Source organism: Streptomyces sp. NPDC001153 (assembly GCF_053598315.1).
Genome location: NZ_JBSFJZ010000036.1, coordinates 61,644 through 86,339 on the forward strand (window position 1 = coordinate 61,644; position 24,696 = coordinate 86,339).

Below are 24,696 nucleotides of genomic sequence, written 5' to 3' on the forward strand. Positions count from 1 at the left end.
TCCCTTCTTGATGTGCCTACCGCTCGGCGGTCTTCGCGCAGGGCGCGGCCGAGGCCGGGCGGGCAGTGACACGTCATACGGATGTGCGGGCCCCGGCGGCGGTGCTGAGCATCGTGTGAGCCCCGCCTTGGGGGAGGAATTCAGCCGGGATCGCCCGGTCTGTCAGGTGGTGTGGAGTGCGGAGCGGACGAGTTCCACAGGGTGGAGGGCGCGGCGCCCGCCGCCGTGGGAGATCTGCTGCCGGCAGGACACACCGGTCGCTACGACGACAGTGTCGGGGGAAGCCGCTTTGATGGCTGGGAAGAGGCGGTCGTTGCCGACGGTCATCGACAGGTGGTAGTGCTCGGATTCGTATCCGAAGGATCCGGCCATGCCGCAGCATCCGGCGTCGAGTTCGTCGACCGTCACACCGGGGATCCGCTTGAGGAGCGCGATGGTCGCGGCGGTCCCGACCTCGGCCTTCTGATGGCAGTGGCCGTGGTAGAGCAGCCTGCGCCCGGCGAGCCAGGAGTCCGCACGCAGCCGTAGCCGTCCGTCGTCGATGGCTTCGGTCAGCAGCTCTTCCACCTGCTTCACCCGGCCGGCGACGTCCTTGACCGCCGCGTCGTCGGGCAGCAGCGCCAGGTGCTCGTCGCGCAGAGTCATCAGGCAGGACGGTTCGCACCCCACGATCGGCGAGTGCGGTTCCCCGCGAGCGGTGAGCACCTGGGCGAGTGCGCGCGCCTTGTGCTTGGCGTCATCGATGAGCCCTTTGGACAGACTGGACCTGCCACAGCAGCCGCCGGCCTCCAGGTGGACCTGCCATCCTGCCAGTTCCAGCAGTTCGATCGCCGCCCGGCCGATGTCCGGCTCGGTGAAGGCGGTGAAGGAGTCCGCGAGGAAGACGACCGTTCCCTGGGTGGCGGGGTGTGCCGTGGGCGTGCGGCGGCTGAACCAGCGCAGCAGGTTGGCCCGCACGAACGTCGGTAGCGGCCTGGCGGGGGTGATGCCGATGAGCCGGTCCATCAGCCGACGCACCGATGGGATGCGCCCGGGCAGGTTGGACAGCGGTGCGGTCGCCGAGCCAAGGCGGTTCAGCGAACGGATCGTACCGAAGATCCTGGATCGTAGCGGTGTGCCGTGCAGGTCGTGGTGGTGTGACAGCGTTTCGGTCTTGAGCGCGGCCATGTCCACGCCGAGTGGGCATTCGCTCTTGCACGCCTTGCATCCCAGGCACAGGTCCATGATGTCGTGCAGCCGGTCATCGCCGAGAGCTGCCCGGGGATCGGGCTGTGACAGGGCGTTGACGAGCGCGTTCGCCCGGCCGCGGGTGGAGTGCTCTTCTTGGAGTGTCGCCATGTACGAGGGGCACATGGTGCCGGTGACGCTCTTACGGCAGAGCCCGATGTTCATGCACCGGTCCGCCGCGCCGCGCATGCCACCGACCACCTCGAAGGACAGCCGCGTCCGCACCGGGGTGGCCGGTGGCAGTGCCGCGTCCCGCAGGTTGTCCGTCATCGACGGGGCGTCCACGATCTTGCCCGGGTTCATCCGGTTGTGCGGATCGAATACGCCTTTCACCTGGCGCATGGCCTCATAGAGTTCGTCGCCGAAGAGTTCCCGGTTGAACTCGCTCCTGGCCAGCCCGTCGCCGTGCTCGCTGGAGTTGACGCCGCCGTACTCCCTGACCAGGTCCTTGATCTCCTCCGCGACCGAGCGCATCGTGAGCACCTGGGCCGGATCGGTCAGATCGAGGAAGGGGCGGATGTGCAGGCAGCCGACCGAGCAGTGCCCGTAGAACCCGGTCGTCAGGTCGTGTCGGTCCAGGATCGCCTTGAAGCGCCGGGTGTACTCGGCGAGGTGCGCGGGATCGACCGCGGTGTCCTCGATGAAGGCCAGCGGACGGCGTGAGCCGACGCTTGCGGCCATCAGCAGACCGAGGCTTGATTTGCGCACTTTGAGCAGAGCTGCCCGCTGGTCGGCGGTGACGGCCTGCAGCGTGTGATAGCCGTGGCCGTGGCGCTGCCACAGCGCGGTCAACCGCTTCAGCCGTCCGTGAAGCCCACGCTCGTCGTCCCCGGTGAAGGTCACGAAGAGCAGCGCCTGGGGGTCGCCTTCCAGGATGGTGCCCAGCGAGGCGTATTCGATCTTCTGCCGGGACAGGTCCAGGATCGTACGGTCCATCAGCTCCACAGCGGCCGGATCGCAGGCCAGCGCATCTTCGGTGGCCGCGATGGCGGCGGGCGTGGAGGTGAAGTGACCGACGGCGATCACCGTATGAAGCGGCTTGGGCACGAGGTCGACCAGGGCCTGGGTGGCGACCACAAGCGTGCCCTCGGAGCCCACGACGAACTTGGCCAGGTCGAACGGTTCGTCCCCGGCGAGCCGGTCCAGCCGGTAGCCGCCGGCGCGCCGCCAGAACGTGGGGAATCCCTCGGCGATGGAGGAGGCGTTCTGGTTCAGGATCTCGGGCAGCCGCCGGTAGAGATCGCCCTCGAGGGTGGCTGCCTGTGCCCGGCGTGCCCGCTCTGTTTCGTTCACTGGTGCCAGGTGGGCGAGGCTGGCGTCGCTGAGCACCACGTCCAGCTCTCGTACATGATCGATGGTCATCCCGTAGCGGACCGACCCGCTGCCCGCCGAGTTGTTTCCGATCATGCCGCCGATCGTGGCGCGGTTGCTGGTCGAGGTGTCGGGGCCGAACATCAGCCCCTGCGGGGCGGCGGCCCGGTTGAGCTGGTCCTGCACCACGCCCACCTCGACGTGGGCCGTACGGTTGTCGGGGTCTATCTGAAGTATGCGGTTCATGTGCCGGGACAGGTCCAGCACGAGGCCCGGCCCGATGGTCTGGCCGGCGAGGCTGGTGCCGGCCCCGCGCGGGACGACGGGCACTCCGTGTTCGGCGGCCGCCGCGACCGTGGCCGCCACATCCCCGGCGTGGCGGGGGAACACCACGCCCATCGGAGTTATCGAGTACATGCTCGCGTCGCGCGCGAACAGGTGCCTGGTGTAGTCGTCGAAGGCGACCTCGCCGTCGAGTTCCCGCCCAAGCTTGCGTATCAGGTCCTGCGTGATGACGTGTTCGCCGACGGGCCCTGAACTCCTGGCCGTGGTCACTGCTCGTTTCCTCCTTACCGGTGTTGCACCGCGCTGTTCACTCGGCGCGCAGCAGCTCCAGTGCGGCACTCAGGCCGGCCGGGTTGATGTCCACACCTGCCAGTTCGAGCCCCATCTGAACGCCGGCGAGCGTTCCGGCCAGGGTCAGGTCGTTGAAGTGACCGAGGTGGCCGATCCGGAAGACCCGTCCCGCGAGCTTGCTCAGGCCGGTGCCCAGGGACATGTCGAAGCGGCCCAGGATGATGTGACGGACCTTATCGGCGTCGTGCTCCTCGCCCAGCAGTACCGCGGTCAGGACACTGGAGTACTCCCGCTCGTCGGCGCACAGCACCTCCAGGCCCCAGCCCTGGACGGCGGCCCGGGTGGCCTCCGCATGACGGTCATGCCGTGCGAACACGTTGGGCAGGCCCTCCTCTTCGAGCATGATCAGGGCCTCGCGCAGCCCGTACAGCATGTTGGTGGCGGGGGTATAGGGCCAGTAGCCGTGCTGGTTGGCCTCGAGAATGGGTGTCCAGTCCCAGTAGGACCGCGGCAACCGCGCCCGCCCGGCGGCGGCGAGCGCCTTCTCGCTGACCGCGTTGAAGCCGAGCCCCGGGGGCAGCATCAAGCCCTTCTGCGAGCAGCTGATGGTGACGTCGACACCCCACTCCTCGTGCCGGTAGTCGATCGATCCCAGCGAGGAGATCGTGTCGACCAGGAGCAGAGCGGGATGGCCCGCCTCGTCGATGGCCGCTCGGATCTCCGGCACACGGCTGGTGACGCCGGTGGAAGTCTCGTTGTGGACGACCATCACCGCCGCGATGGAGTGGGCCTTGTCGGCGGCCAGCCGCTCGGCGACGACCTGCGGGTCCACGCCGCGCCGCCAGTCGCCCGGAACGAAGTCCACTTCCAGCCCGAGGCCTTCGGCCATGCCGCGCCACAGGGTGGCGAAGTGGCCGGTCTCGAACGCCAGCACACGGTCGCCGGGGCTCAGCGTGTTGACCAGCGCCGCTTCCCACGCCCCGGTCCCCGAGGAGGGATAGATGACGACGGGACCGCTGGTGCCGAACACCGGCTTGACTCGTTCCAGGACGTCCAGTCCCAACTCGGCGAACTCCGGCCCCCGGTGGTCGATGGTCGGTCGCGCGATGGCCTGCAGTACCCGGTCGGGGACGCTGGTCGGGCCAGGGATCTGCAAAAAATGCCGCCCAGTATGCGTCGTCACTTGTGATCACTCCAACTTCTGTGCCGTAATGCGGCACACCGTTCCGTAAAAAGGTACGGGGAGGTTAGGGACGAGCGATCAGGGAGTCAATGGAGATGCAGAACGTTCTCAACGCTTTGCGAGTCCTTGAAGAGGTCGCAAAGCGGCAGCCGATCGGCGTCGGCGAGCTGTCACGCGTTCTGGGCATGCCCAAGAGTTCCGTCCAGCGTGCACTGCGCACGCTGGGCGAGGCGGGGTGGATCCGTCCCGCAGGAGGCGAGGTCACCCGCTGGGTCGTGACCACGAAAGCGCTGGACGTGGGCCGGCACGCCAGCGGCGACCTCGGTCTGCGCGACGCGGCCGTACCGCTGATGGAAGAACTGCGCCGGCGCACCGACGAGACGATTCACCTGACCGTTCAGGAAGGGAACAAGATGGTGCTCATCGAGCGGCTGGAGACGTCCAAGCCCGTGCGCACCAGCATGTCCCTGGGACATTCCCTGCCCCTCCACGCATCCGCCAACGGCAAGGCGGTACTCGCGCACAGCCCTGCCGAGGTGATCGGCCGGCTGCTCGCCGAGGGGCTTCCGCGCTACACCGACACGACCATCACCGACCCCGACCGGATGCTCGCCGAGCTGGAGCGGATACGAGCACAGGGCTATGCGACCAACAGGGGCGAGTGGCGGTCCGACGTCGGCTCAGTCGCAGCGGCCATCAGGGGTGCAACCAAAGAGCCGATCGCGAGCCTCAGTGTCAACATCCCGATGACCCGATTGACTGACGAGTCCGAGTCCTTCTTCGGCGCCGCGGTGAGCGAGGCGGCGAAGACCCTCTCGGCGCGCCTCGGGCACTGATACGGCCCCACCCCGCCCGCATCCGCATGACGTCAGGCCGTGGTCTCTCGCCTCAGTAGCTCCCGGCCGAAGCCGCTACGCCGACCTGATTGCTGACTGCATCTCCTGTCGATCGCCTTCAGAAGACGGTGGACCGGGGCAGCCTTCGACGCGAAGGCGAAAAGGGCAGGTCAGGGAGGTTTGCTCGCCTGTAGTCCCGAGGCACTGGCAGTGCGAGCCCGGGTGCCGCCCCGTCACGGACGGGGCGGCAGCGATGGCAGGACGGGTCGTGGCGGAGGACATGCGGGCTGGCATCGGCGTGGCTCCTCACATCCGGCGACCGTTGCATGCGCGGTGTGAGGGGTGCGGGGCACGCCCCGGCCCCCCTGACACACCGCGATGCCCGCACGCCGACGGTGGGAACCGGGGGTCAGGACGCTCCGGTCGTCGTCTGCGCCGGCTGTGTGGTGGAGGCGGGAGCGCCGGCCCGGGGCTGCGGGAGGCTGCGGGAAGAGTGCCCAACCGCATCGGACACCGGTCCCGGGTTGCTCGGCAGCATGTGGGCGTAACCAACCCCGAGCAGAAGGGCTACGGCCGTCGCAGCGGTGGCGGTCCGGCGGGTCGTGGTGCCCACACGCCGAAGTCCGCGTTCGCGCCGCCGCACCGGGTCGGAGTCGTGTGTGGGTCCAGGCATGGACATGGGCCGGCCTCCTTCGGGCGAAGACAGCGCCGCGAGGCGATCCTCCGGCTCGCGTACGCCATGTCATCAGCTTGCGTCGCGCCACATCGGAGAGCCGTTCAGGAAAGCTTCAGATGTGGCAAAGCCAGGCGGATACGGCGGCGGCTCCTGCGTGTGCCTTGCCCATCCGCCGGCCCGGAGACTCGTCCACGTCGTCCTAGGCTTGGTGCTGTGGAACAGAAAACCGGGCCCAGGGCGGATCCCGACGCGCTCACGGTGCTGGTCGTCGAGGACGATCCAGGGCTCGCCAGGTCGCTGGTACGCGGCCTGGACCGAGCCGGATACCGGGCGAGCAGCGTCGGCTCCGGACGCGGTGCGCTCACCCACGTACCGCCGCCCGATGTGGTCCTGCTCGACCTCGGTCTGCCGGACATGGACGGCATCGAGGCCTGCCGCGTGCTGCGGCGCCAGTCCGACATGGCGATCATCGTGGTGACCGCCCGCGGCGAGGAGGGCGACCGGGTCGCCGCCCTCGACGAAGGCGCCGACGACTACCTGGTCAAGCCCTTCGGCCTGGCGGAGCTGCTGGCACGCATCAGGGCCGTACTGCGCCGCATCCGCCCTGCCGGGCCCGAACTGCTGACCCACGGCCCGCTCGTCGTCGACCCACGCACCCGCAAGGTGACGGTCGGCGGCGAGGACGTCGCGCTGACGCCCAAGGAGTTCGACATCCTCCAGTGCCTCGCCGCCGATCCGGGTCGGGTCGTGACGCGTCAGGAGATCCTTGAGCGCGCCTGGGACGCCCACTGGTACGGGCCCACGAAGGTGCTGGACGTCCACATGGCCGCGTTGCGCCGCAAGCTGGGCGTGCCCGGACTGGTCGAGACCGTCTACGGGCGCGGCTTCCGCCTTGGCGAAGTCGGCTGACGCGCCGTGACCCGCCGTATCGCGCTCAGCGTCCTCGCCCTGATCACCGCGGTACTGGTGCTGGCGGTGGTACCGCTCGGGCTGCTCATGACCCAGCGCGAGCAGACCTCGTTCCGGGAGGAAGCGGCCGCGAAGACGAGGTCGATCGCCTCCGCTGCCGAGGAGTACCTGTCCGATCACAAGACGGATGCGGTGGCACCAAGCCTGGTCGAGGAGGCCCACAAGAGGGGCGACTGCGCGACCGTCTACGACAGTGCGGGCCATGTCGTGCTGTCGACCGCGTGTTCCGACGTGGCCGGGGACGACTCCAAGGGGCTGGTCTTCTCCGTGCTCGCCCACCCCGACAGCCGGGTGCGCCAGGACGATCAGTGGCTGACCACCGCCGTACCGATCGGTGACACCTCGGACCCCGTCGGGGTCGCCGTCCTGAGCCGGTCCGCCGATCCGCTGCACGACCGGATTCTGGCGATGTGGGGCTGGCTCGCGTTGATCGGAGTCGGTGGCCTGGGTGCCGCCGTGCTGATGTCGGTGCTGCTGGCCCGCTGGGTCGGTCGTCCGCTGCGGGTGCTGGACGAGGCGGCACAGCGGCTGGGCGAGGGGGCGCTGGACGCGCGGGCGCCGGCCGGGGCAGGGCCGCAGGAGGTGCGGCGCCTCGCGGCGACGTTCAACACGATGGCCGGGCGCACCGAGGCCCTGGTGCACGGTCACCGGGCCGTGGTCGCCGATGTGTCGCACCAGCTGCGCACCCCGCTGGCGGCCCTCCGGCTGCGGCTCGACCTGCTCGCCGCCGACGCCGAAGGGGACACCGCGGCGGAACTGGCCGACGCGCAGGGCGAGATCGCCCGGCTGTCCCGGCTGGTGGACGGCATGCTGGCGGTGGCTCGCGCCGAGCACGCGGTGCCGCGACCGGTGCCGGTCCGGGTGGACCGCGTCGTGGCCGAACGCGTTGCCGCCTGGGAGCCCGTCGCCGACGCGGGCCAGGTCCGGCTCACCGCCGACTGCCGCCCCGGGCTCACCGCCTTCCTCGGCGAGGGAGATCTCGAGCAGGTACTCGACAACCTGATCGCCAACGCCCTCGACGCGGTCCAGGAGGGCGGCCGGGTGCTGATCACCGGTAAGCGGCACAACGGGTCGGTTCAGCTGCGGGTCGTCGACAACGGCCCCGGGATGACCCGGGCCGCGCGGGAGAGCGCGTTCCGCAGATTCGGCAACCCCGAGGCGAGCGGTACCGGGCTGGGCCTGGCCATCGTCCACCGACTGGTCACCGCCAACGGCGGCACCGCCGACCTGCTGGACTCGCCTGGCGGCGGTGTGACCGTGGTGCTGTCGCTGCCCGCGTCCCGGCGCTGACGCGACCGCAGCAGCCAGTCCGAGTCCGGCGCTGCGCGGACCATCGACGCCTGAGCCGCCCCAGGACCGTTCCGAACACCCGCCGGCCTCTCCGGGACACCTCGCATCACCGTCCCGACCAGCATGTTTGCTGATCTTTGCGGGTTCTGAAGGATTCCTGAACCGGTTCCCGACAGATGCCCGCGCAGGCTGGTGGATGGATACCCACAGGCGTGGCCGCAAGGTGTCGAGCGCTTCACGACGGCACATCGACGGCCGAGGAGGAACCATGTCCCACCCCGACCACCCCACATCGGCCGGTGCCGTGCGTCGCCGGGAGCGCGGCCTGCGCCGGGTCGGAAGCACCACCCGCTGGGTGGCCGCCGCGGCCGCGGCCGGCTCCGTGGTGCTCGCCACGGGGTACGCCCAGGCTCTGCCCGGGAAGTCCTCGTCCGCGCCCGGGAGCACCTCCCGGCCGTCGACGCCCGCATCCGCCCCCACGTCGAGCACACCTACCACCCCGCGGACTCCGTCGCACTCGGCGGACCCGTCCGGGACCGCCACCTCGACCTCCCGCCCGGCCCCGCATACGACCGTGCCGAAGCAGCGGACGGCGCCCGTCCTGCCGTCCGCCACCCGTCCGTCCGCCCCCGCATCCGCGCAGATCACGACGAAGCCCCCGGCACCGGCTCCACAACCGTCGCACACCACGTCGGGTGCGTCATGACCGCCGCCACACGTCCGGCATCGGTCTCCTTCCCTGCGCTGGGTACCACCGCCTCGCTTCTCGTCGCCGACCCGGACGGGATGGACGCGGCACGGCAGGTGCTCGAGGCCGAACTCTCCGCCGTCGACGCGGCGTGCAGCCGCTTCCGGCGCGACTCGGAACTCTCGCGCGCCAATGCCGCGGCGGGTGCCCCCCGTCACGTGAGCGCCCTGTTCGCCGAGGCACTGGACGTGGCGCTGCTTGCGGCGGAGGTGACCGACGGCGTCGTGGATCCCACCGTCGGAACCGCCGTGAACGCGCTCGGCTACGACGTCACGTTCGCCGCGCTGCGACCGCAGGACGTAGGCCCCGTACGCCTTGCGGGAGCGACCGCGGGCTGGCGGGCGGTGGAATGGGACAGCGCCGCCCGGCGGCTGCGGATGCCGCCGGGCATCGCGCTCGACCTCGGCGCGACCGCCAAGGCCCTCGCCGCGGACCGCGCCGCCCACCGCGCCACCGAGGTGGCGGGCTGCGGCGTCCTGGTCAACCTCGGCGGTGACCTCTCCGTCGCGGGCCAGGCGCCACCGGGAGGCTGGCGCGTCGCCCTCGCCGACGATCATGCGGCGCCCGGCACCGGAGGCCGGCCCACGGTGAGCGTCACCGGGGGCGGCCTCGCCACCTCCGGCACCACGGTGCGAACCTGGCGCCGAGGGGGCCGCCGGCTGCATCACATCGTCGATCCCGCCACTGGCGACGTACCCGCCCCGGTCTGGCGGACCGTCAGCGTTGCCGCCGTCAGTTGCGTGGCCGCCAACATCGCCAGCACCGAGGCGGTCGTCCTCGGTGAACGCGCCTTGGGCCGGCTGCGCCGGGTGGGGCTGCCCGCGCGGCTGGTACGCGTGGACGGGACCGTCGAGCGAGTGTGCGGCTGGCCCGAGGACACTGCGGGAGGCGCCCGATGACCGGAATCGTCCCACTCGCCGCCGGCCCCAGCCCGCTGTGGTACGCGACCCGGGCCGGCGGCACCGTCGCCCTGGTGCTGCTCACCGCGACCGTCGCGCTCGGTATCGCCGTGGGCGGCCGGTACACACCTCGGCGGCTCGCCCGCTTCGAGGTGAGCGCGCTGCACCGCAACCTGGCGGTGCTGACCCTGGCCTTCCTGGCCGTGCACATCGTCACCGCGATCCTCGACACCTTCGTCCACCTGGGCTGGCTGGTGACGGTGGTGCCGTTCACCGCCTCCTACCGGCCGCTCTGGCTGGGACTGGGCACGGTCGCGTTCGACCTGCTGCTCGCGGTCGCGGCCACCAGTGCGATACGGCTGCGCATGGGGCAGCGGCGGTGGAAGACCGTGCACTGGCTGGCCTACGCGGCCTGGCCGGTCGCGCTCTTCCACGCCGCGGGGACCGGCACCGACACCCGGCTCACGCTGCAACTCGCCTTGTACGCCGCATGCGTCGCCCTCGTCGTCGCCGCCGTCTGGTGGCGGCTGTACCGGGCGGGCCCGGGCCGGGTCGCGATGCGGCTCTGGACGGGGGTCACCGCAGCGGCGGTTCCCGTGGTGCTGACCGCGTTCCTGAGTTCCGGGCCGCTGCAGCCGGGTTGGGCGCACCGCGCGAGAGGCCCCGCGCCAGCAGCCACGGGCGCCGTACACCCGGCGCCCGCGCCGACCGATGACGCCGGAGGGCCCGAATGACAGACGCAATGACGGACGGACAGCCACCCCTGCTGACCGGCGACGGGCGTGACGGCATGATGGGCCCGTACGGCTCCCGGCTGCTGCACGGCTGGTACGCCACCGGTGGCGCGGCCGACCTGAACGAGCACCTCGGCCGGTACGGTCCACCACCGTCTCCCCGCTCCGCCGACGCGGTCGACCGACTGGTGCGCGCAGTGGAGGACGCGGGACTGACCGGCAGGGGCGGCGCGGCCTTCCCCACCGGCCGCAAACTGCGCACGGTCGCCGGCGGCAGGGGCACCGCCGTGGTGGTCGCCAACGGCATGGAGAGCGAACCGGCCAGCCGGAAGGACGAGACGCTGCTGGACCTCGCCCCGCACCTGGTGCTGGACGGCGCCGCACTGGCCGCCGCCGCGGTGGGCGCCGACGTGGCGCACCTGTGCCTACCGCGCACCAGGCAGGACCAGGCACGGGCTCTGCGCGAAGCAGTCGAGGAACGCCAGAGGCGGGGCCTCGACACGGTGCCGGTGATGGTGCACGAACTGCCCCACCACTACGTCTCCAGCGAGGAGACGTCGCTGGTGCGCTGGCTGAACGGCGGTGACGCCCGCCCGCTGGCGACCCCGCCGCGCCCCTTCGAGAAGGGCGTCGGCCGGCGCCCCACACTGATCGACAACGTCGAGACCCTCGCCCACCTCGCACTGATCGCACGCTACGGTCACGGCTGGTTCCGGAGTGCCGGGCGCCCCGACGCCGCGGGCACCACGCTCGTGACCCTCTCCGGCGCCCTGCGCACGCCGGGCGTCTACGAAGTGCCGATGGGCCGACCGATCGGTGAGGTACTGGACGTCGCGGGGGGAGCCTCGGAGCCGCTCGGATCCATCCTGCTGGGCGGCTTCTTCGGTAGTTGGCTGCCGGTGGACCAGGCCCTGCGAGTCCCGTTCGCCAAGCAGGACCTGGCGTCACTCGGTGCGGGACCCGGTGCCGGAGTGTTCGTGGCGCTTCCCGCCCGTGCCTGCGGTCTGGCCGAGGCGGCCAGGGTGCTCGGATATCTCGCGGCGCAGAGTGCACGGCAGTGCGGACCGTGCCGACTCGGACTGCCGGCCGTGGCCGCGGACTTCGCGGATCTCGCCTGGGGCAGTCCCGACCCTCGGCTGAGGGAGCGGCTGGAGGGCCGGGTGGGACTGCTCGCCGGGCGCGGCGCCTGCCGGCACCCCGACGGCGCGTCACGCTTCGCGGCGACCGCCCTGCGCGTCTTCGCCCACGACGCACGGCACCATCTGAGCCTCGGCCCGTGCGCCGCGGCAGGCCACGAGCCCGTTCTGCCGGTTCCGGACACAGTGGTACCCGACGAGCGGGAATGGAGGTAAACGGCATGTCAGGCACACACTCCCTCGGGATCGACCGCATCGCATGCGACGGCTACGGCCTGTGCGCCGAACTCCTACCGGAACTCGTCGAGTTGGACGAGTGGGGCTACCCGATCGTGGGATCGGCCCCCCTTACGGGTCAAGCCCTCGGGCACGCTCGGCGCGCGGTGGCCGCATGCCCGGCGCTGGCACTCCGCCTGGACCGGGCGCAGGATCGCGCACCGGACCGGCAGTCGCCCCAGCGGACGTGAACGAGTTCTTGACCCCACGTCAGACATGCTTCTGCCAGCTCCAGCGCACCGCGAGGGAGTTGCGTCAGCACTGCCATCCGGGCTGCGCGGGGCCTGATCACCAGGAGGACGGACGAGTGACCGTGAGCGACGGCAGGGCTCTGGTGGACGGCAAGTCCGAGTGGCCCGGCACGATGTCCGGGGGGCCGGCGGGAAACGAGCGGCTGACCGCAGTGACCGGGGCGGTGCTGCTGGTTCTGTTCGCCGTCGAGGGCGTCACCATCCTCTTCCTCGGGCAACTCCTCACCCTGCACTTCTTCATCGGGCTGCTGCTGACCGGCCCGGTCTGCCTGAAGATCGGCTCGACCGGCTACCGGTTCTACCGCTACTACACGGGAGCGCCCGCGTACCGCCGCCACGGGCCGCCGGCACCGCTGTTGCGCGTGCTCGGCCCCCTGGTCGTCGCCACGAGCGTCGCCGTCCTCGGCTCGGGAGTGGCACTTGCCCTGCTCGGCCCCGACACCGGTCCGCTTCCGGTGCTCCTGCTGCACAAAGCCAGCTTCATCTGCTGGATCGCCGTGATGGCCGTGCACGTCCTCGCTTACGTCTGGCGCCTGCCGCGCCTCATCGGAGCCGACCTGCGCCGCCATCCGGCACGCCACGGGATCGCCGCCCCGCAGCGCGCCGGACGGTGGGCTCTGCTGGCGGTCGCGGTCGGCGCGGGACTGATCGTCGCACTCGCCGGAGTCCACCTGGTCTCCGCCTGGAGCAGATAGCGCCGCCGCTCCAGTGAACCAACCGTGTTCCAGGTCAGAGAGCAGACGCCGGCTTGCCACCGCATCCGCACCCACGCGCCACCCCTGTTCCGTGTGAAAACCTGGTTCGGACTGTCGCCCAGGCCGTTTCTCTGCCTGCGGTCAGGCAGCTTCCTGGTACTCGTCGACCTCACGCTTTCGCGAGTTGACACATCCCCCAGGTGAATTTCGCGCCCCCCGTCGCGGATGACGTGGGTGAAGTCGTAGGCACGCTGACCGAGTTGCCATATGAGCTGTCGGGCCTGCCGCGTGGCCCGGACGGCGGTGGTGTGGACGGTGACGCCCGGGACATGCACGGTGCGGGTGCGTGCCTCCATGACGAACAGGGCGTGCAGCCGCTGCGGGCTGATGGTGTCGACATGGAAGAGATCGGTGGCGAGCAGGCCGTGGGCCTGGGTCTTGAGGAAGGCGGCCCATTCGCCGCGCACCGGATGCCGGCACGGGGCTGGGCCGAGGCCGGCGGCGCGCAGGATCCGGCGGACGCCGGCCGGACTGACCCTCTGCCCCAGCCGACGGAGTTCGCCGTGGACGCGCCGGAAGCCCCATCGTGGGTTCTCGGCGCCGAGCCGGATGATCAGGTCGCGCAGCTCCTCGGGCACAGGCGGGCGTCCCGACGAGGCGGGTTGCGTCCACTTGTCCTTGATCAGTCGACGGTGCCAGGCCGTACGCGGGGATGTTCGGCTCGCTGACCTGGCCGGGGTTACGGCGCTGGTGCTGACGACAGCGCCGGTCCGCCGACTTGTCGCGAGGGTGAGCCGCACCTGGCGTGCTGCGCGGTGGGTGGGCAGATCGCGTCCCCACCGGCGGCGAGGTCCGGCACCGCGGCGGCGTCACCGAGGGCGCCCAGCACCGATCCAGCATGCGGGGGACCAAGCCGGCAGCCGGCCCTGCGCCCTCACCGACCCACCTGGCGCTGCGCGATGACGGCCTGGGCGCCGTGCCTGGCGGCTGCGAGCGGGTGAACGGCGGTGCCGTCGGTGCGGGAGCCGCGCACGGTCTTGCCGTCCACCGCGAGCCCGATCAGCGCGTCATCGAGCTCGTCGGCAGGGTCGGTGCAGTGGCGGTCCAGCCAGCTCCCGACCAGTCGTCGACCGCGTCGCCGTCCAGCCGGGCCAGTAGTCGCCCCAGGGTGGAGGCGTTCGGGGTTGCCTTGACCGGTCCGAGTGGCTGGTACAGGTCCGGGTCACAGTCGGCGGCGAAGCGGGCGATCTGGGCCAGGGAGCGCGCTCCGCCGAGCACGGCGACCAGGCACACGGCCAGCAGCGATCCTAGCTGGTATCGACGGCCCCGCGCCCGACGCGGATACGGCACGGAGCTCAACACCCCGGCCAGAGTGGGCAGTTGCTGCTCGGCAGTAGGCAGGCGCGGCGGGTCGGCGCCCTTGCAGTGGCGCACGAGGACGTCAATCAGTGAGGATGACACGCGAACGCGGCCTCAGCTCTTGATCTTCGGTCTCAACAACCTTGATCATCTGATGCCGCATCCACAGCTACTAATCGGGCGAAACACCCGTCCCGCGTCACTCCTGGACGGTCCATTCATCTCGCCGACCCAGCGGTCAGGTGCTCGATCTGCGGCGGAGTTCACTGGCCCGGGCCACGGCTTCGTCGTGCCGTGGGAAGCCCCGCCGAACTGCGGCGCTCAGGCCCGCTGGTCCGTCGCGCAGCCGTTGAGAATGAGGTCGAGGAGGCGTTCGGCCTGCTGGCGTTGTTCGGGCTTTCCCGAGGCCAGGGCGACGCCCGTGAGGGCGACGAACATGTCGGCCGCGCCGATGTCCGACCGGATGGTGCCGGCGGCGGACCCGGCGTTCAAGAGTGAGGTAAGGGCGGTCATCATCAACTCGCGGCTGTGGCCGCAGGCGTTGAAGCCGCAGTCGACGAAGGTACGCAAGGTGTCGGCCATCCCCAGTCTGGCGGTGGCGTAGTCGACGAAGCGGCCCATCCAGACGCGGAGTGCCTCGTGCGGAGGCAGGGTCGCCAGGAGTTCGGGGACAAAGTCGCACAGCCGGCTCAGTTCGCTGCGGTAGGCGGCCTCGATAAGGACTTCCCGGGTCGGGAAGTTCCGGTAGAGAGTGCCGGTTCCCACGCCCGCTTCCTCGGCGATGCGATGGAGGCGCGCGTCCAGTCCCTGTTCTGCGAAGACGCGTATCGCGGTGGAGAGGATCTTCTCTCGATTGCGCCGTGCGTCGGCCCGAAGGGGGCGCCCGGTGTCTGAGGTCATGGGACGGCTCTTTCGTCGTGCACGTGTGCCGAATGCCTAACGCCCTGATGACGGCCGTCAGGCGAGGGTTCCTGTGGTGTGGACGATCTCGCCTCCCACCACGGTGAGCTCGGAGTAGAGCCCGGGGATACGGTCCTCCGGCACGGCGAAGCAGTCCTCGCTGAGAACCGCGAAGTCGGCATGCGTGCCGGGTCTCAGACGCCCGCGAGTGTTTTCCTCGTAGCTGAGCCAGGCGCTGCCCGTGGTGTAACACTCCAGGGCACGCTCCCGGGACATCCGGTGGCGAGCGGCGCGTCGCGGTATGCCGTCCGCGGAGTTTCCCGTGATCAGCCACCACAACGACAACCAGGGGTTGTGGGAGGAGGCGCGGGTGGCGTCGGTACCGGCTGCCAGGGGAATCCCGGCGGCGATCATGTCCGCGATGGGCGGTGTTGCGGTCATCGAACCGTCGCCCCAGGCCGCCTCCGAAAAGCCGGCCTTGAAGACCTGGTGGTCGTCCAGCACCACACCCGCACCCAACGCGGCGAGCCGGCGCAGGTTGCCCGCGCTGATGCGGTCGGCGTGGGACAGCGAGAACCGCAGCCCCCGCAGCGGGATCCGCTCGTTCACCGCTTCCCAGCAGGTCAGGATCCTGTCGATGGACTCGTCGAGCACCGCATGGATGTTCATCGGCCAGCCCTGTTCGGCGGCGCGGTAGGAGATCCGCTGGAGCTCCTCGGCGGCGTCGTCGGAGATCGAGAACTCCTCGAGCCCTTCGAAGTCGTGGCAGCCGTAGTGCACCACCTCACCGATGCCCGCGAAGCGCAGCATCGGGTCGCCGAACCGGGGCGGGGTGTGCCGCATCCACTCCTCGAGTTGCTTGTATTCCTGCCCGGGGTCCGCCGCGGACAGGAACAGCCGCATCCGCATCGACAGACCGCCGTCGCGCCAGAGCGCGAACAGCGGCTCGTACCGCTGCGGCGGCATGCCGAACCCGCCGGCGTCGACGATTCCGGTCAGCCCGAGGGCGTGCAGGTCGGCCAGCATCGACGCGGTGGAGCGTCGTTCCCTCTCCGGTGCGACAGGTGCAATGGCGCCCAGGACGCGGTTGAACGCGCCCATGCCGAACACCCTGCCGGTGAGCTCGCCGGTCACCGGGTCGCGCTCGAGGTGACCGCCGTCGGGGTCGGGGGTGGCGGCGTCGATGCCGGCCGCGTGGAGCGCCGCCGAGTTGAGCACCGCCACCTCGTACAGCGCCTGCACGTACACCGGGTGGTCCGGAGCGAGTGCGTCCAACTCGGCACGCGTGGGCTCGCGCAATTCGGCGAACTGGCAGGGGTGCCACCCGCCGACGACCCGGATCCATTCCCCGGGGCGCGCCGTCTCGACTGCGGCGCGAAGCCTGGCGAGCGCCGTCGGCAGGTCGGGTACGTCCGTCCAGCGCAGTTCGCTCGCCCAGGTCGCGCCGCCGCGCACGGCGTGCATGTGGCCGTCGATCAGGCCGGGAATCACGCGGCGGCCACGCAGGTCGACCGTGGCCGACCGGCTGCCGGACAAGGCGCGGATCTCCGCGTCACTGCCGTACGCCACCACCCTCCCGTCGCGCACGGCCAGTGCGGTCGGTTCGGGTCCCACCTGTCGGGCACCGCCCGGCCAGACCAGCCCGTTGAGGAAGATCTGATCGGCGGGAGCGGTGTCGGGTGATGTGTCCATGAAACAACCTCGTCGTTGTCGATCGCGCGTCGCCGGGGTACGGGTCAGGCGCGAGGCTGGGCCGCCGATGCGGCCGTGGAGCGGGGGCCGGACCAGGACTCCAGAAGGCGGTCCCGGGAACTGTGTGCGCGTCCTCGTACAGCCCGCAGGTCGTGCCCGGATATCCGTCCGCCATGCTTGACCACCTGGCCTGCGATCAGCACGGTGTCGACGTTCTCGTTGTCGGCGAGGGTGATGGCCGCGGACACGCTGTTCACGGGCGACAGGTTCGGCCGGTCGGTGTCGAGCAGGATGATGTCGGCCTGCTTGCCGGGGGTCAGCGACCCGATCCTGCTTTCCAGCCCGAGGGTGCGCGCGCCTTCGATCGTGGCCATGCGGACCACGTCCCGGGTGCTGATCGTCAGCTCCGACAGCGTCTCGTCGCGGGAGAGCGCGGCATGGTGCTGCCAGCCGCGCTCGGCTTCGAGCGTGCCGCGCATTTCGGCGAAGAGGCTGCCCCCCACTCCGGAGACCACGTCGATGCTCAGGCTCGGCACCACCCCCGCCGCGCACAGCCGCCCGGTCGCCGGATAACCGTGACCCATCTGCATCTCCACGCGTGGCGAGATCGAGGCATGTCCCCCGGTGTCGGCGATCAGCCGCAGTTCGGCGTCGGTGCAGGTGTTGCAGTGGACGTAAATCAGATCGGGGCCCAGCAGACCGCGTCGGTGCAGTTCCGTGATCGACCGCTGCTTGCCCAGTGCGCCGACGCCCACGTGCATCGAGGCGCGGATGCCCAGTTCGCGGGCCAGTGTGAGATCGGACAGCGTGTCCTCGACCGGCCCGAACTCCGGACCCATGCTGGCCAGCGCGAACGTGACCAGTCCGCCCTCGGAGGAGAAGTAGCGCTCCGCCACCCTTGTCACGTCACGGGCGTACCAGTCGGCGGGCGGCCCTCCGGGGTTGCCGTAACCGAACACCGCCCGGATGCCGGAGTCGACGAGTCCGCGTACGGCCTCGTCGGCGTGATCCGGGCTGCGCATGATGTGGGCCCAGTCCATGACGGTGGTGACACCGGCATCGATGGCCTCCATCGCGCCGAGCAGTTCGGCCACGTACACGTCGTCCGGGGAGAACCTCGGCCCCAGTTCCAGCAGCATGTGGTCGATGTACTGGCCGAGGGTCCAGTCCGCCGCGAGCTGCCGCAGCGCGGCCTGCCACAGATGCCGGTGGGTGTCGATCAGCCCCGGCAGGACGATCCGGTCGGTGGCGTCGATGATGTGCGCATCCGTCGCCGGGATGTGCTCGGCCACGGCCATGATCGTGTCGTCTTCCACCAGCACGTCACCGCGGGGCAGTTCCCCGATGTCGGGATCGACGCTGTAGATCGTGCCACCCTTGATGAGCGTTCTATGAGTCATCGTTGACCTTTTTCGTTACTCGGACGGCCGTGTCGTCAGCGCCAGATACGGGTGTCGGGCGGCACGTCACCGATGGTGAGCACCGTGCCGGCGGTGACGATTTCGAAGGCGTCTGGGACGAGGTCGGCGACGGCCTTCTTGAGCGGGAATCCGCTGCAGTGCATGGGAGCGAGCAGCCGCGGCTCGTAGGCGGCGAGGGCCTTGGCGGTGTTGTCGATCCGGTTGGCGCTGATGCCGGGGTGTCCGGTGTGGAATCCGCCGAGGACGCCGTAGAGCGTGTCGGTGCCGGTGAGGGCTCGCATGTGTTCGATCGAGCTGACGACCCCGCGGTGTCCGCACGGGTCGATGACGATCAGCCCGTGACCCTCGACGTCGATGCCGAGGACCTGGTGGTCGTTGATGTTGTCCGCCTCGACGCGGCCGTCGGCGTGGACGCACAGCCGTCCGGCGGGGGCTTCGAACTCGAAGTCTGCGGTGGTCTGCATCTCGCCCGAGGTGAGCAGGCCAGGGCCGAGCGGGATGGAGTTCCGTGCCTCCATCAGGTGGCCGCCCGATGTCCGGATTCCCTCCCGTGTCAGCCCGATGTTGATCATCGGCAGGGTGGTGTGCGGTTTGACGATCATCCGCGGGTCGAACGCGTCGGGATGTGCGATCACCGGGGTCGGATGGCCGATCGCCTCGAGTACTCCGTTGATGCCGCCGAAGTGGTCGGGATGGCCGTGGCTGAGCACCACCGCCTCCACCTCGTGCAGGTCCACGCCGAGGTGGTGCGCGTTGTGCAGCACGACGTCGGCGGTCAGCCCGGCGTCGAAGAGGATCGTCGTGGAGCTGCCCTCGGTGAACGTCTCCACGAGGAAGCACAACCCGTTCTCGGCGAGCAGTTCGCCATACCGGGAATTGAAGTGCTGATCCATGTTGTAGCGGCGTACGCGGGGGGTCGACGGCAGAAGGATGTCGATGAAGTTCTCGTCGAGAACGGTGATACGGGCGCCGGCGCAGCGCGTCATGGCGTCGCCTTTCTCAGTGGTCGTGGGCGGCCTCAGGGAACGATGACGACGCGGCCGGAAACCTGTTCCGCCACCGCCGTGTAGGCCTTGTGTCCCTCATCGAGGCCGAACTGGTGCGCGACCGGCAGTGGCCGGAACTCGCCGCGCTCGAAGTAGGGGGTGAGAACGGCCAGACGCTCGGCCGACTCCGTAACGTCGAGCTTGCGGCTGTCCGCACCCAGCATCCGGGCCTCGCGGTGGTAGAAGTCCGGCAGGTTGATCTCCACCGTGGGTGTGCCGACCGCGCTGATGACCACCAGTCTGCCCCGCTGGGCCAGCGAGGCGAGGGCCGCGGCGGTGGTGACGCCGCCGACTGCGTCGTAGACGACCTCGGCTCCCCGGCCGCCGGTGTGCGCGAGCAGGGTGCCGGCCACGGCGTCCGCGTCGGGGGTGAAGGGAACGAACGCGTCGATGATCTCCGCTGCCGGAGTGCCGTCGGCGGGGGGAACCCGGTCGACGCCGAGCACCCGGGCCCCGCGGGTCCGCGCGATCTGGGCGACGGCGCCGCCCACCCCGCCGGAAATGCCGAAGACGACGACGGTCTCACCCCGGCTCAGGTGCGCGATCTCGACGGCACCGAGCCAGCCGATCACGAAGTTGACGCCGACCGCCGAGGCCTCCTCGAAGCTCAGTGCTGCCGGCTTGCGGGCGAGTGCGGTGACCGGCACACGGATGTACTCCGCGTGCGAGCCGTCCAGGGTGAAGCCAACGTCGCCGCCGGTGCCCCACACCTCCACGCCGCGCCACTGCGGTGGACCGTCGACGACGATGCCGGCGAAGTCGCGGCCGGGCACGCGGGGCAGCACCGTGCCCTCCATGATGCCGGCGACGTTCTTCAGGTCGGAGGGGTTGACCGAGGCTGCCCGGACGGCGACCACGGCCGTGCCGTCGGTGGCCAGGGGATCAGGCAGTTCGGCGACCCGCAGGACGTCGGGGCCTCCGAACTGGTCGAAGCGTAGCGCGCGCACGCAGGTGTCCTTTCTGGGCTGATGATCAGCGGGTGGTACGTCCGGTGCGGGGTGGTCACCCTCGAGCCGGGGCGAGGGTGAAGGTCCACTCGACGGTCTGGAAGGGCTCGGACATCACGGTGCCGTGCGGCGCGGTCTCGCCGGCCTCGTGCGGGACGAAGTCGGCGACCAGCGAGCGCTTGGCGCCGAAGACAGCGTCCCGCTCCAGGTACGGGTCGTCGCCGCGGAACAGCATGGTGACCAGCGGTTCGTAGCCTTCGGCGTGGAGCCAGAAATGGATGTGCTCCGGCCGCATCGGCGAGCGCCCGGCGGCGCGGAGGATCTCGCCGCAGGGTCCGTCGGTCGGGACCGGGTAGTACCGCGGCACGATCGAGCGGTACCAGAACCGTCCGTCGTCGTCCGTGTCCAGTAGCGCCCTCATGGCGGGCTCGCCGTGCAGCTTGTCCGCCTGCTGCACGTCATAGAAACCCTCACTGTCGCTGTGCCAGGTGTCCACGTCCGCGCCGACCACCGGCCGCCCGTCCGGGTCCACCACCGTGCCGCTGAAGAACAACGGCATGCCTGCGACACCGCCGGAGATGTCGGCGCCGTTCTCCGCGCGTGGCCGGCCTTCCACATAGAACGGGCCGAGCAGGGTGGAGTCGGTGGCAGAGCCGTTGCCGTGGTTGATCTGGTCGACCAGGACGCTGAGCCCCAGGATGTCCGAGAGCAGCACGAACTCCTGCCGGGTCGGACTGGAGATGCGACCGACCCGCTCCAGGAAGTCGACCGCGGTGAACCATTCATCACTGGTGAGTCGGACCTCGCGGGCGAAGTCGTGCAAATGCTGGACGAGCGTCACGAAGACCTCGCGCATGCGCTCGTTCGTGCACCCCTCAAAGGTCTGCTGAACGGCGTCTGTGATCGTTTCCTCGGTCAGATCGATGGACATCGCTCGACTCCTTTCTGTCCGCGTCCTTGCCGAAAAGCATCAGACGGGAGGCTTCATCTCGTCTAGCGAAAGCTTTAGATGGTCAACATCTCGATGTGAGATATTGAGAGGATGGAGCTACGTCAGCTGGAGTACTTTGTCGCCGTCGCCGAGGAACGCAGCTTCTCTCGGGGTGCCGAGCGGGCCCATGTCGTGCAGTCGGCAGTGTCGACGGCCATCGCCAAGCTGGAACGCGAACTCGATATGCAGCTTCTCGACCGGGCCGGGCACCGGATCACGCTGACCCCCGCCGGTGCCGCATTCCTCACCGAGGCCCGCAGCACCCTGGCCGCAGCCCGGCGCGCGAGGAATTCGGTCGCCCCGTACCGGGAGCAGATCGGCGGCAGCGTCGACCTCGGGATCCTGATGTCCTCCGGGCCCCTCGACCTGCCCGCTGCGCTGGGCCGCTTCCACACCCGCTATCCTCTGGTGTCGATTCGGCTGCACCAGGGCGTCACCGGCACAGCCGCGCACCTCGCCGCCGTCGTGGACGGTTCACTCGACCTCGCCCTGGTCGCGGCCACCACGGCATCGAGGCAGGTCACCCTTCAACCGGTCGCCCGCGACCCCATGGTCCTGCTCTGCCGACCCGACCACCGGCTCGGCGACCGCAGCCAGATCCACGTGGCGGACCTTGCCGAGGAAACGGTCGTGCGCTTCGCCGCAGGCTGGGGTATCCGCCTAGAGACCGACGATGCCTTCGCCGCCGCAGGCATCTCCCCGGACGCCCCCTACGAGGTGGCCGACTACGACACCGCGGCCGGTCTCGTCCGCAACGGGCTCGGCATCAGCCTGATGCCCGCCACGCCGGCCGGCCGCTACACGGACCTCCGCGCCGTTCCGATCAGTCCCACCATCACGTGGACGCTGTCACTGGCCACCACGGCGGAACTCCCCATATCTCCCGCGGCGGTGGCGATGGCCGACACCCTGCTCGAGGCCTGCCCGCCTTCCTGATGGCCGAGGAGCCGTTCCGTGAGGGTGTTGCCGTCACCGGCATACGGGGGTGAGGCCTCGCAGCGCTGCGAGTCCGGCGGCCGGCCAGGTCGGGCGGGAATTCTTCGGCGACCGGTGACCGGTGCCGTCGCTCGTCGCCCGGCGCGGCCTGGATCTCACCGAGCGCGGTCCCACCGCGTTCGGCGGCGCCGTCGGCACCAAAAGCGTCCGCCTGGCCCCGTCGACTCATCGCCGCTCGCCCCGGCCGACTACCCCTCCTGACCGGCACTTTCCTCGGCCGGTCCCGTGCGCTGGTGGGCGCCTCGCGGAACAGCAGCCGAACCGGGATCGCCAGCAGCCGGCAGCACTTGGCGAGGGTCGGCGAGAAGAACGCCACCGGGAGCGAGCCGGCGAAAACCAGGGCCATCAGGAGGCTGCGGCGGACCGCCTCCCTCAGCCGCGCGGGCGCAGCATGCGACGCCGCCAGCGCGGGCCTGGCCAGGAGGCGCAGATACGTCCCGCAGAGGAGGGCGATGCTCAGGGCAATCGCCGCCGCATAGAAGGCGGTTGCCGTCGCCGTGCCGCCGTACTCGCTGATCAGCCGGGTCGGGAACGGGAGCGTGGCCACGACTGCGAGGAGGGCGAAGCAGAGGTAAAGCAGCCAGCGGTCGAGCGTCGTGATCAGATGGAACGGGGCGTGCTGGGCCGGCCAGAGCGCGCCGATGACGGCGAAGCTGAACAGATACGCGCCGACGGTGGGCATCACGTCCCGGCCGGCGTGGGCGACATGGGATTCGGGCAGGCCCTCAGGGACGGTGATCTCGAATGCGAGCAGTGTGATCGCGATGGCGAACACGGCGTCGCCGAGCATCGCGAGTCGTTCGGGTCCCACGACGAGGTCGCGGCGGAGGAGGCCAAAAGAGAGCATCGTGCGCGGAAAGCTGCGCGGGGCCGCGCTGCTGGGTCAAAGCACGGGCATCGGCGGCGAGTTGGGCGTAGACGGCGGGTGCGGGGGCTTCGTCGAGGGCCAGGGCCGGCGGGCGGGCGATCTGCGGCGCCCGTCGCATTCCGCGCCAGGGCCAGCCGCACGGGGCGGGGCGGGCGGCAGGGCCAGGACCGCGCCGGGGCGCACCGAGGCGCCGGGGCCGTGCGGAACTACGCAGAGGGCGGCGCCAGGGTCTGGCATGAGGCCGCGCGCAGGGTGTGTCGAGAATCGTGCTCATCAGCGAGCATCTGCACGACGGAGGGATCCAGCGCGGCCAGACTCGCCAGTGGAATCGTCCATCTGCCTTGGTGGAATGCCTCGGTGATCAACCGCACGGCCTGAGCTGGTTCGGCTGCTTTGGCCAGTTGCGCAAGCGTCCACGCTTGCTGATCAGGTTCAGGAATGGCGTGGGCGAGTGTCTCGGCACGGCCGTGGTCGCCGGTCGCGTCACCGCCTCCACCAGCGCCGTCAAGGCCTGGACGAGCAGATTTGTGTTTGTGGCCAAGGAACGGAGTTCCTCTACCATGTCGGCCAGTTCCGCTACGCGATCATGGTCGTCGGCCGCGGCAGCTGCCTCGGCAATCTTCGCCAGAACCAGTGCCTGCTCACCGGTGTCGATTGCGGGCGCGGTGACGAGTACATCGCTGGCGGGAACGCGCACCTCTACTCCCATGAGGGCGGCGGTGCGACCGCGCTCGGAGGGATTCAGCCGCAGCCGTTGCCGCACGGGGAGGACGGGACGCTCGACCTCACGCGGATCGAGGCAGCGGTCAAGCCGGACGATCCGCATTTCGCGCGGACCCGGCTGCTGTGTCTGGAGAACACGTTCGGCGGCACGGTGATCGAGCCCGAGTATCTGGAGGCAGCCACGGCTGTGGCCCACAAGCACGGGCTGGCGACGCACCTGGACGGTGCCAGGCTGTTCAATGCCGCGGTGGCCGGCGGCGGCGATCCGTACAACGGGGCCCGGAAGATCGCGGAGCGTTTCGACAGCGTGTCGGTGTGCTTCAGCAAGGGCTTGGGAGCACCGGTGGGCTCGGTGTTGCTCGGTTCGCGGGAATTCGTCGGCGAGGCCCGGCTGTGGAGGAAGGTTCTGGGCGGCGGCTTGCGGCAGGCGGGAGTGCTGGTTGCGGCCGCGTCGTACGCGCTGGACCACCACGTCGAGCGGTTGGCCGAGGACCACGCGAACGCCGCCCTGTTCGCCGAGGCCCTCGACGGCGTGCCGGGGCTGGAGGTCGCCGCGGCACGCACCAATATGGTGTTCGCACGGGCCATTGCGGGCGTCACGCCGCAGGACCTGGTGGGGCGGCTGGCGGCAAGGGGTGTGCTGTGCACGGGCGGACCGCAGTTCCGCTTCGTGTTTCACCTCGACGTCTCGCGGGAGGATGCGGAGCGCGCGGCGATCGTGGTGCGGGAGACCCTGGCCGGGTGCACCGCCTGATGGGGTGCAGCGGGGGCAGCCATGCGCGCGGCTGCACTGCCGCGAGATTCCTGGAGTCGGAACGCGCCCAGTGACATACCGTTGCGCGCGATCGGGCTCGCGCTGCAATCGGTGAGCGTTGTGAAGGTCACCCCATTCAGAGAATTTGCTGCTGAATGCGTTCGCCTTCTTCTATTGGACCCCTGGCTGCTG

Annotated in this window: 21 protein-coding genes and 1 pseudogene; 11 read left to right on the forward strand and 11 right to left on the reverse strand. The window is 70.2% G+C overall.

The window, feature by feature from the left end; translation table 11 throughout:
- Positions 1–162: 162 nt before the first annotated feature.
- Both ACWDEN_RS33830 and ACWDEN_RS33835 read right to left on the reverse strand, forming a co-directional pair.
- The gene (locus ACWDEN_RS33830) at positions 163–3,093 is read right to left on the reverse strand and encodes an FAD-binding and (Fe-S)-binding domain-containing protein (RefSeq protein WP_450861665.1); all 2,931 of its coding nucleotides are present in this window, start codon (positions 3,091–3,093) and stop codon (positions 163–165) included.
- Between the two features lie 37 nt (positions 3,094–3,130).
- Entirely contained in the window at positions 3,131–4,297 is a 1,167-nt protein-coding gene (locus tag ACWDEN_RS33835) for a pyridoxal-phosphate-dependent aminotransferase family protein (protein ID WP_450861667.1), read from the reverse strand.
- Between the two features lie 95 nt (positions 4,298–4,392).
- Between ACWDEN_RS33835 and ACWDEN_RS33840 the strand changes: the two genes are divergently transcribed.
- The 9 genes from ACWDEN_RS33840 (at position 4,393) to ACWDEN_RS33880 (ending at position 12,807) form a co-directional block, all read left to right on the forward strand.
- A complete protein-coding gene (locus ACWDEN_RS33840; RefSeq protein WP_450861669.1) occupies positions 4,393–5,133 on the forward strand; it encodes an IclR family transcriptional regulator in 741 nt (246 codons plus the stop codon).
- Positions 5,134–6,022: 889 nt separating this feature from the next.
- Positions 6,023–6,718: a response regulator transcription factor gene (locus ACWDEN_RS33845; protein WP_228620834.1), complete on the forward strand. Its 696-nt coding sequence runs from the start codon at positions 6,023–6,025 to the stop codon at positions 6,716–6,718.
- Positions 6,719–6,724: 6 nt separating this feature from the next.
- A complete protein-coding gene (locus ACWDEN_RS33850; RefSeq protein ID WP_450861671.1) occupies positions 6,725–8,068 on the forward strand; it encodes a sensor histidine kinase in 1,344 nt (447 codons plus the stop codon).
- A gap of 268 nt (positions 8,069–8,336) precedes the next feature.
- A complete protein-coding gene (locus ACWDEN_RS33855) occupies positions 8,337–8,774 on the forward strand; it encodes a hypothetical protein (protein WP_450861673.1) in 438 nt (145 codons plus the stop codon).
- On the forward strand, positions 8,771–9,715 hold the full coding sequence (locus ACWDEN_RS33860; protein WP_450861675.1) for an FAD:protein FMN transferase: 945 nt from the start codon (positions 8,771–8,773) through the stop codon (positions 9,713–9,715). The genes ACWDEN_RS33855 and ACWDEN_RS33860 overlap by 4 nt, the downstream gene beginning before the upstream one ends.
- On the forward strand, positions 9,712–10,449 hold the full coding sequence (locus ACWDEN_RS33865; RefSeq protein WP_450861677.1) for a ferric reductase-like transmembrane domain-containing protein: 738 nt from the start codon (positions 9,712–9,714) through the stop codon (positions 10,447–10,449). The genes ACWDEN_RS33860 and ACWDEN_RS33865 overlap by 4 nt, the downstream gene beginning before the upstream one ends.
- A complete protein-coding gene (locus ACWDEN_RS33870; RefSeq protein WP_450861679.1) occupies positions 10,446–11,801 on the forward strand; it encodes an NADH-ubiquinone oxidoreductase-F iron-sulfur binding region domain-containing protein in 1,356 nt (451 codons plus the stop codon). The genes ACWDEN_RS33865 and ACWDEN_RS33870 overlap by 4 nt, the downstream gene beginning before the upstream one ends.
- 5 nt (positions 11,802–11,806) lie before the next feature.
- Positions 11,807–12,052: a ferredoxin gene (locus ACWDEN_RS33875; protein ID WP_450861680.1), complete on the forward strand. Its 246-nt coding sequence runs from the start codon at positions 11,807–11,809 to the stop codon at positions 12,050–12,052.
- 116 nt (positions 12,053–12,168) lie between these two features.
- Positions 12,169–12,807 carry a hypothetical protein gene (locus ACWDEN_RS33880; protein WP_450861681.1) on the forward strand — a complete coding sequence of 213 codons (639 nt, stop codon included), beginning with the start codon at positions 12,169–12,171 and terminating at the stop codon, positions 12,805–12,807.
- A 551-nt stretch (positions 12,808–13,358) separates the two neighbouring features.
- Here ACWDEN_RS33880 and ACWDEN_RS33885 read toward each other — a convergent pair.
- The 8 genes and pseudogenes from ACWDEN_RS33885 to ACWDEN_RS33920 form a co-directional block, all read right to left on the reverse strand.
- Positions 13,359–13,607 (reverse strand): annotated as a pseudogene (locus ACWDEN_RS33885) (hypothetical protein); the annotation flags it as partial.
- 259 nt (positions 13,608–13,866) lie between these two features.
- Complete coding sequence (locus ACWDEN_RS33890; RefSeq protein ID WP_450861683.1) at positions 13,867–14,268, reverse strand: transposase family protein; 402 nt, start codon at positions 14,266–14,268, stop codon at positions 13,867–13,869.
- A gap of 219 nt (positions 14,269–14,487) precedes the next feature.
- Complete coding sequence (locus ACWDEN_RS33895; protein ID WP_351231994.1) at positions 14,488–15,066, reverse strand: TetR/AcrR family transcriptional regulator; 579 nt, start codon at positions 15,064–15,066, stop codon at positions 14,488–14,490.
- 57 nt (positions 15,067–15,123) lie between these two features.
- Positions 15,124–16,758, reverse strand: coding sequence for an amidohydrolase (locus ACWDEN_RS33900; protein ID WP_450861686.1), 1,635 nt, complete (start codon positions 16,756–16,758; stop codon positions 15,124–15,126).
- Between the two features lie 44 nt (positions 16,759–16,802).
- The gene (locus tag ACWDEN_RS33905; protein WP_450861688.1) at positions 16,803–18,158 is read right to left on the reverse strand and encodes an amidohydrolase family protein; all 1,356 of its coding nucleotides are present in this window, start codon (positions 18,156–18,158) and stop codon (positions 16,803–16,805) included.
- Between the two features lie 35 nt (positions 18,159–18,193).
- On the reverse strand, positions 18,194–19,165 hold the full coding sequence (locus tag ACWDEN_RS33910; protein WP_450861690.1) for an MBL fold metallo-hydrolase: 972 nt from the start codon (positions 19,163–19,165) through the stop codon (positions 18,194–18,196).
- Between the two features lie 32 nt (positions 19,166–19,197).
- Positions 19,198–20,172: a quinone oxidoreductase family protein gene (locus ACWDEN_RS33915; RefSeq protein WP_351929448.1), complete on the reverse strand. Its 975-nt coding sequence runs from the start codon at positions 20,170–20,172 to the stop codon at positions 19,198–19,200.
- 55 nt (positions 20,173–20,227) lie between these two features.
- On the reverse strand, positions 20,228–21,103 hold the full coding sequence (locus tag ACWDEN_RS33920; protein WP_450861692.1) for a dioxygenase family protein: 876 nt from the start codon (positions 21,101–21,103) through the stop codon (positions 20,228–20,230).
- Between the two features lie 111 nt (positions 21,104–21,214).
- On the opposite strand from ACWDEN_RS33920, the gene ACWDEN_RS33925 reads away from it, so the two are divergent.
- Complete coding sequence (locus ACWDEN_RS33925) at positions 21,215–22,099, forward strand: LysR family transcriptional regulator (protein WP_450861694.1); 885 nt, start codon at positions 21,215–21,217, stop codon at positions 22,097–22,099.
- Here the strand turns inward: ACWDEN_RS33925 and ACWDEN_RS33930 are convergent.
- Positions 21,999–23,006, reverse strand: a complete 1,008-nt coding sequence (locus tag ACWDEN_RS33930) for a TMEM175 family protein (RefSeq protein WP_450861695.1) — start codon at positions 23,004–23,006, stop codon at positions 21,999–22,001. The two genes, ACWDEN_RS33925 and ACWDEN_RS33930, sit on opposite strands and share 101 nt — an antisense overlap.
- 607 nt (positions 23,007–23,613) lie before the next feature.
- Here ACWDEN_RS33930 and ACWDEN_RS33935 point away from each other — a divergent pair.
- A complete protein-coding gene (locus ACWDEN_RS33935; protein ID WP_450861697.1) occupies positions 23,614–24,504 on the forward strand; it encodes a GntG family PLP-dependent aldolase in 891 nt (296 codons plus the stop codon).
- Positions 24,505–24,696 lie beyond the last annotated feature (192 nt).

Excerpts from the sequence above, each read along its gene's own strand:
- ACWDEN_RS33840 (WP_450861669.1), top strand. The coding sequence starts at position 4,393 with ATGCAGAACGTTCTCAACGCTTTGCGAGTCCTTGAAGAGGTCGCAAAG.
- ACWDEN_RS33855 (WP_450861673.1), top strand. The coding sequence starts at position 8,337 with ATGTCCCACCCCGACCACCCCACATCGGCCGGTGCCGTGCGTCGCCGG.
- ACWDEN_RS33860 (WP_450861675.1), top strand. The coding sequence starts at position 8,771 with ATGACCGCCGCCACACGTCCGGCATCGGTCTCCTTCCCTGCGCTGGGT.
- ACWDEN_RS33865 (WP_450861677.1), top strand. The coding sequence starts at position 9,712 with ATGACCGGAATCGTCCCACTCGCCGCCGGCCCCAGCCCGCTGTGGTAC.
- ACWDEN_RS33870 (WP_450861679.1), top strand. The coding sequence starts at position 10,446 with ATGACAGACGCAATGACGGACGGACAGCCACCCCTGCTGACCGGCGAC.
- ACWDEN_RS33875 (WP_450861680.1), top strand. The coding sequence starts at position 11,807 with ATGTCAGGCACACACTCCCTCGGGATCGACCGCATCGCATGCGACGGC.
- ACWDEN_RS33895 (WP_351231994.1), bottom strand. The coding sequence starts at position 15,066 with ATGACCTCAGACACCGGGCGCCCCCTTCGGGCCGACGCACGGCGCAAT.
- ACWDEN_RS33900 (WP_450861686.1), bottom strand. The coding sequence starts at position 16,758 with ATGGACACATCACCCGACACCGCTCCCGCCGATCAGATCTTCCTCAAC.
- ACWDEN_RS33905 (WP_450861688.1), bottom strand. The coding sequence starts at position 18,158 with ATGACTCATAGAACGCTCATCAAGGGTGGCACGATCTACAGCGTCGAT.
- ACWDEN_RS33910 (WP_450861690.1), bottom strand. The coding sequence starts at position 19,165 with ATGACGCGCTGCGCCGGCGCCCGTATCACCGTTCTCGACGAGAACTTC.
- ACWDEN_RS33920 (WP_450861692.1), bottom strand. The coding sequence starts at position 21,103 with ATGTCCATCGATCTGACCGAGGAAACGATCACAGACGCCGTTCAGCAG.
- ACWDEN_RS33925 (WP_450861694.1), top strand. The coding sequence starts at position 21,215 with ATGGAGCTACGTCAGCTGGAGTACTTTGTCGCCGTCGCCGAGGAACGC.
- ACWDEN_RS33930 (WP_450861695.1), bottom strand. The coding sequence starts at position 23,006 with ATGCTCTCTTTTGGCCTCCTCCGCCGCGACCTCGTCGTGGGACCCGAA.
- ACWDEN_RS33935 (WP_450861697.1), top strand. The coding sequence starts at position 23,614 with ATGGTCGTCGGCCGCGGCAGCTGCCTCGGCAATCTTCGCCAGAACCAG.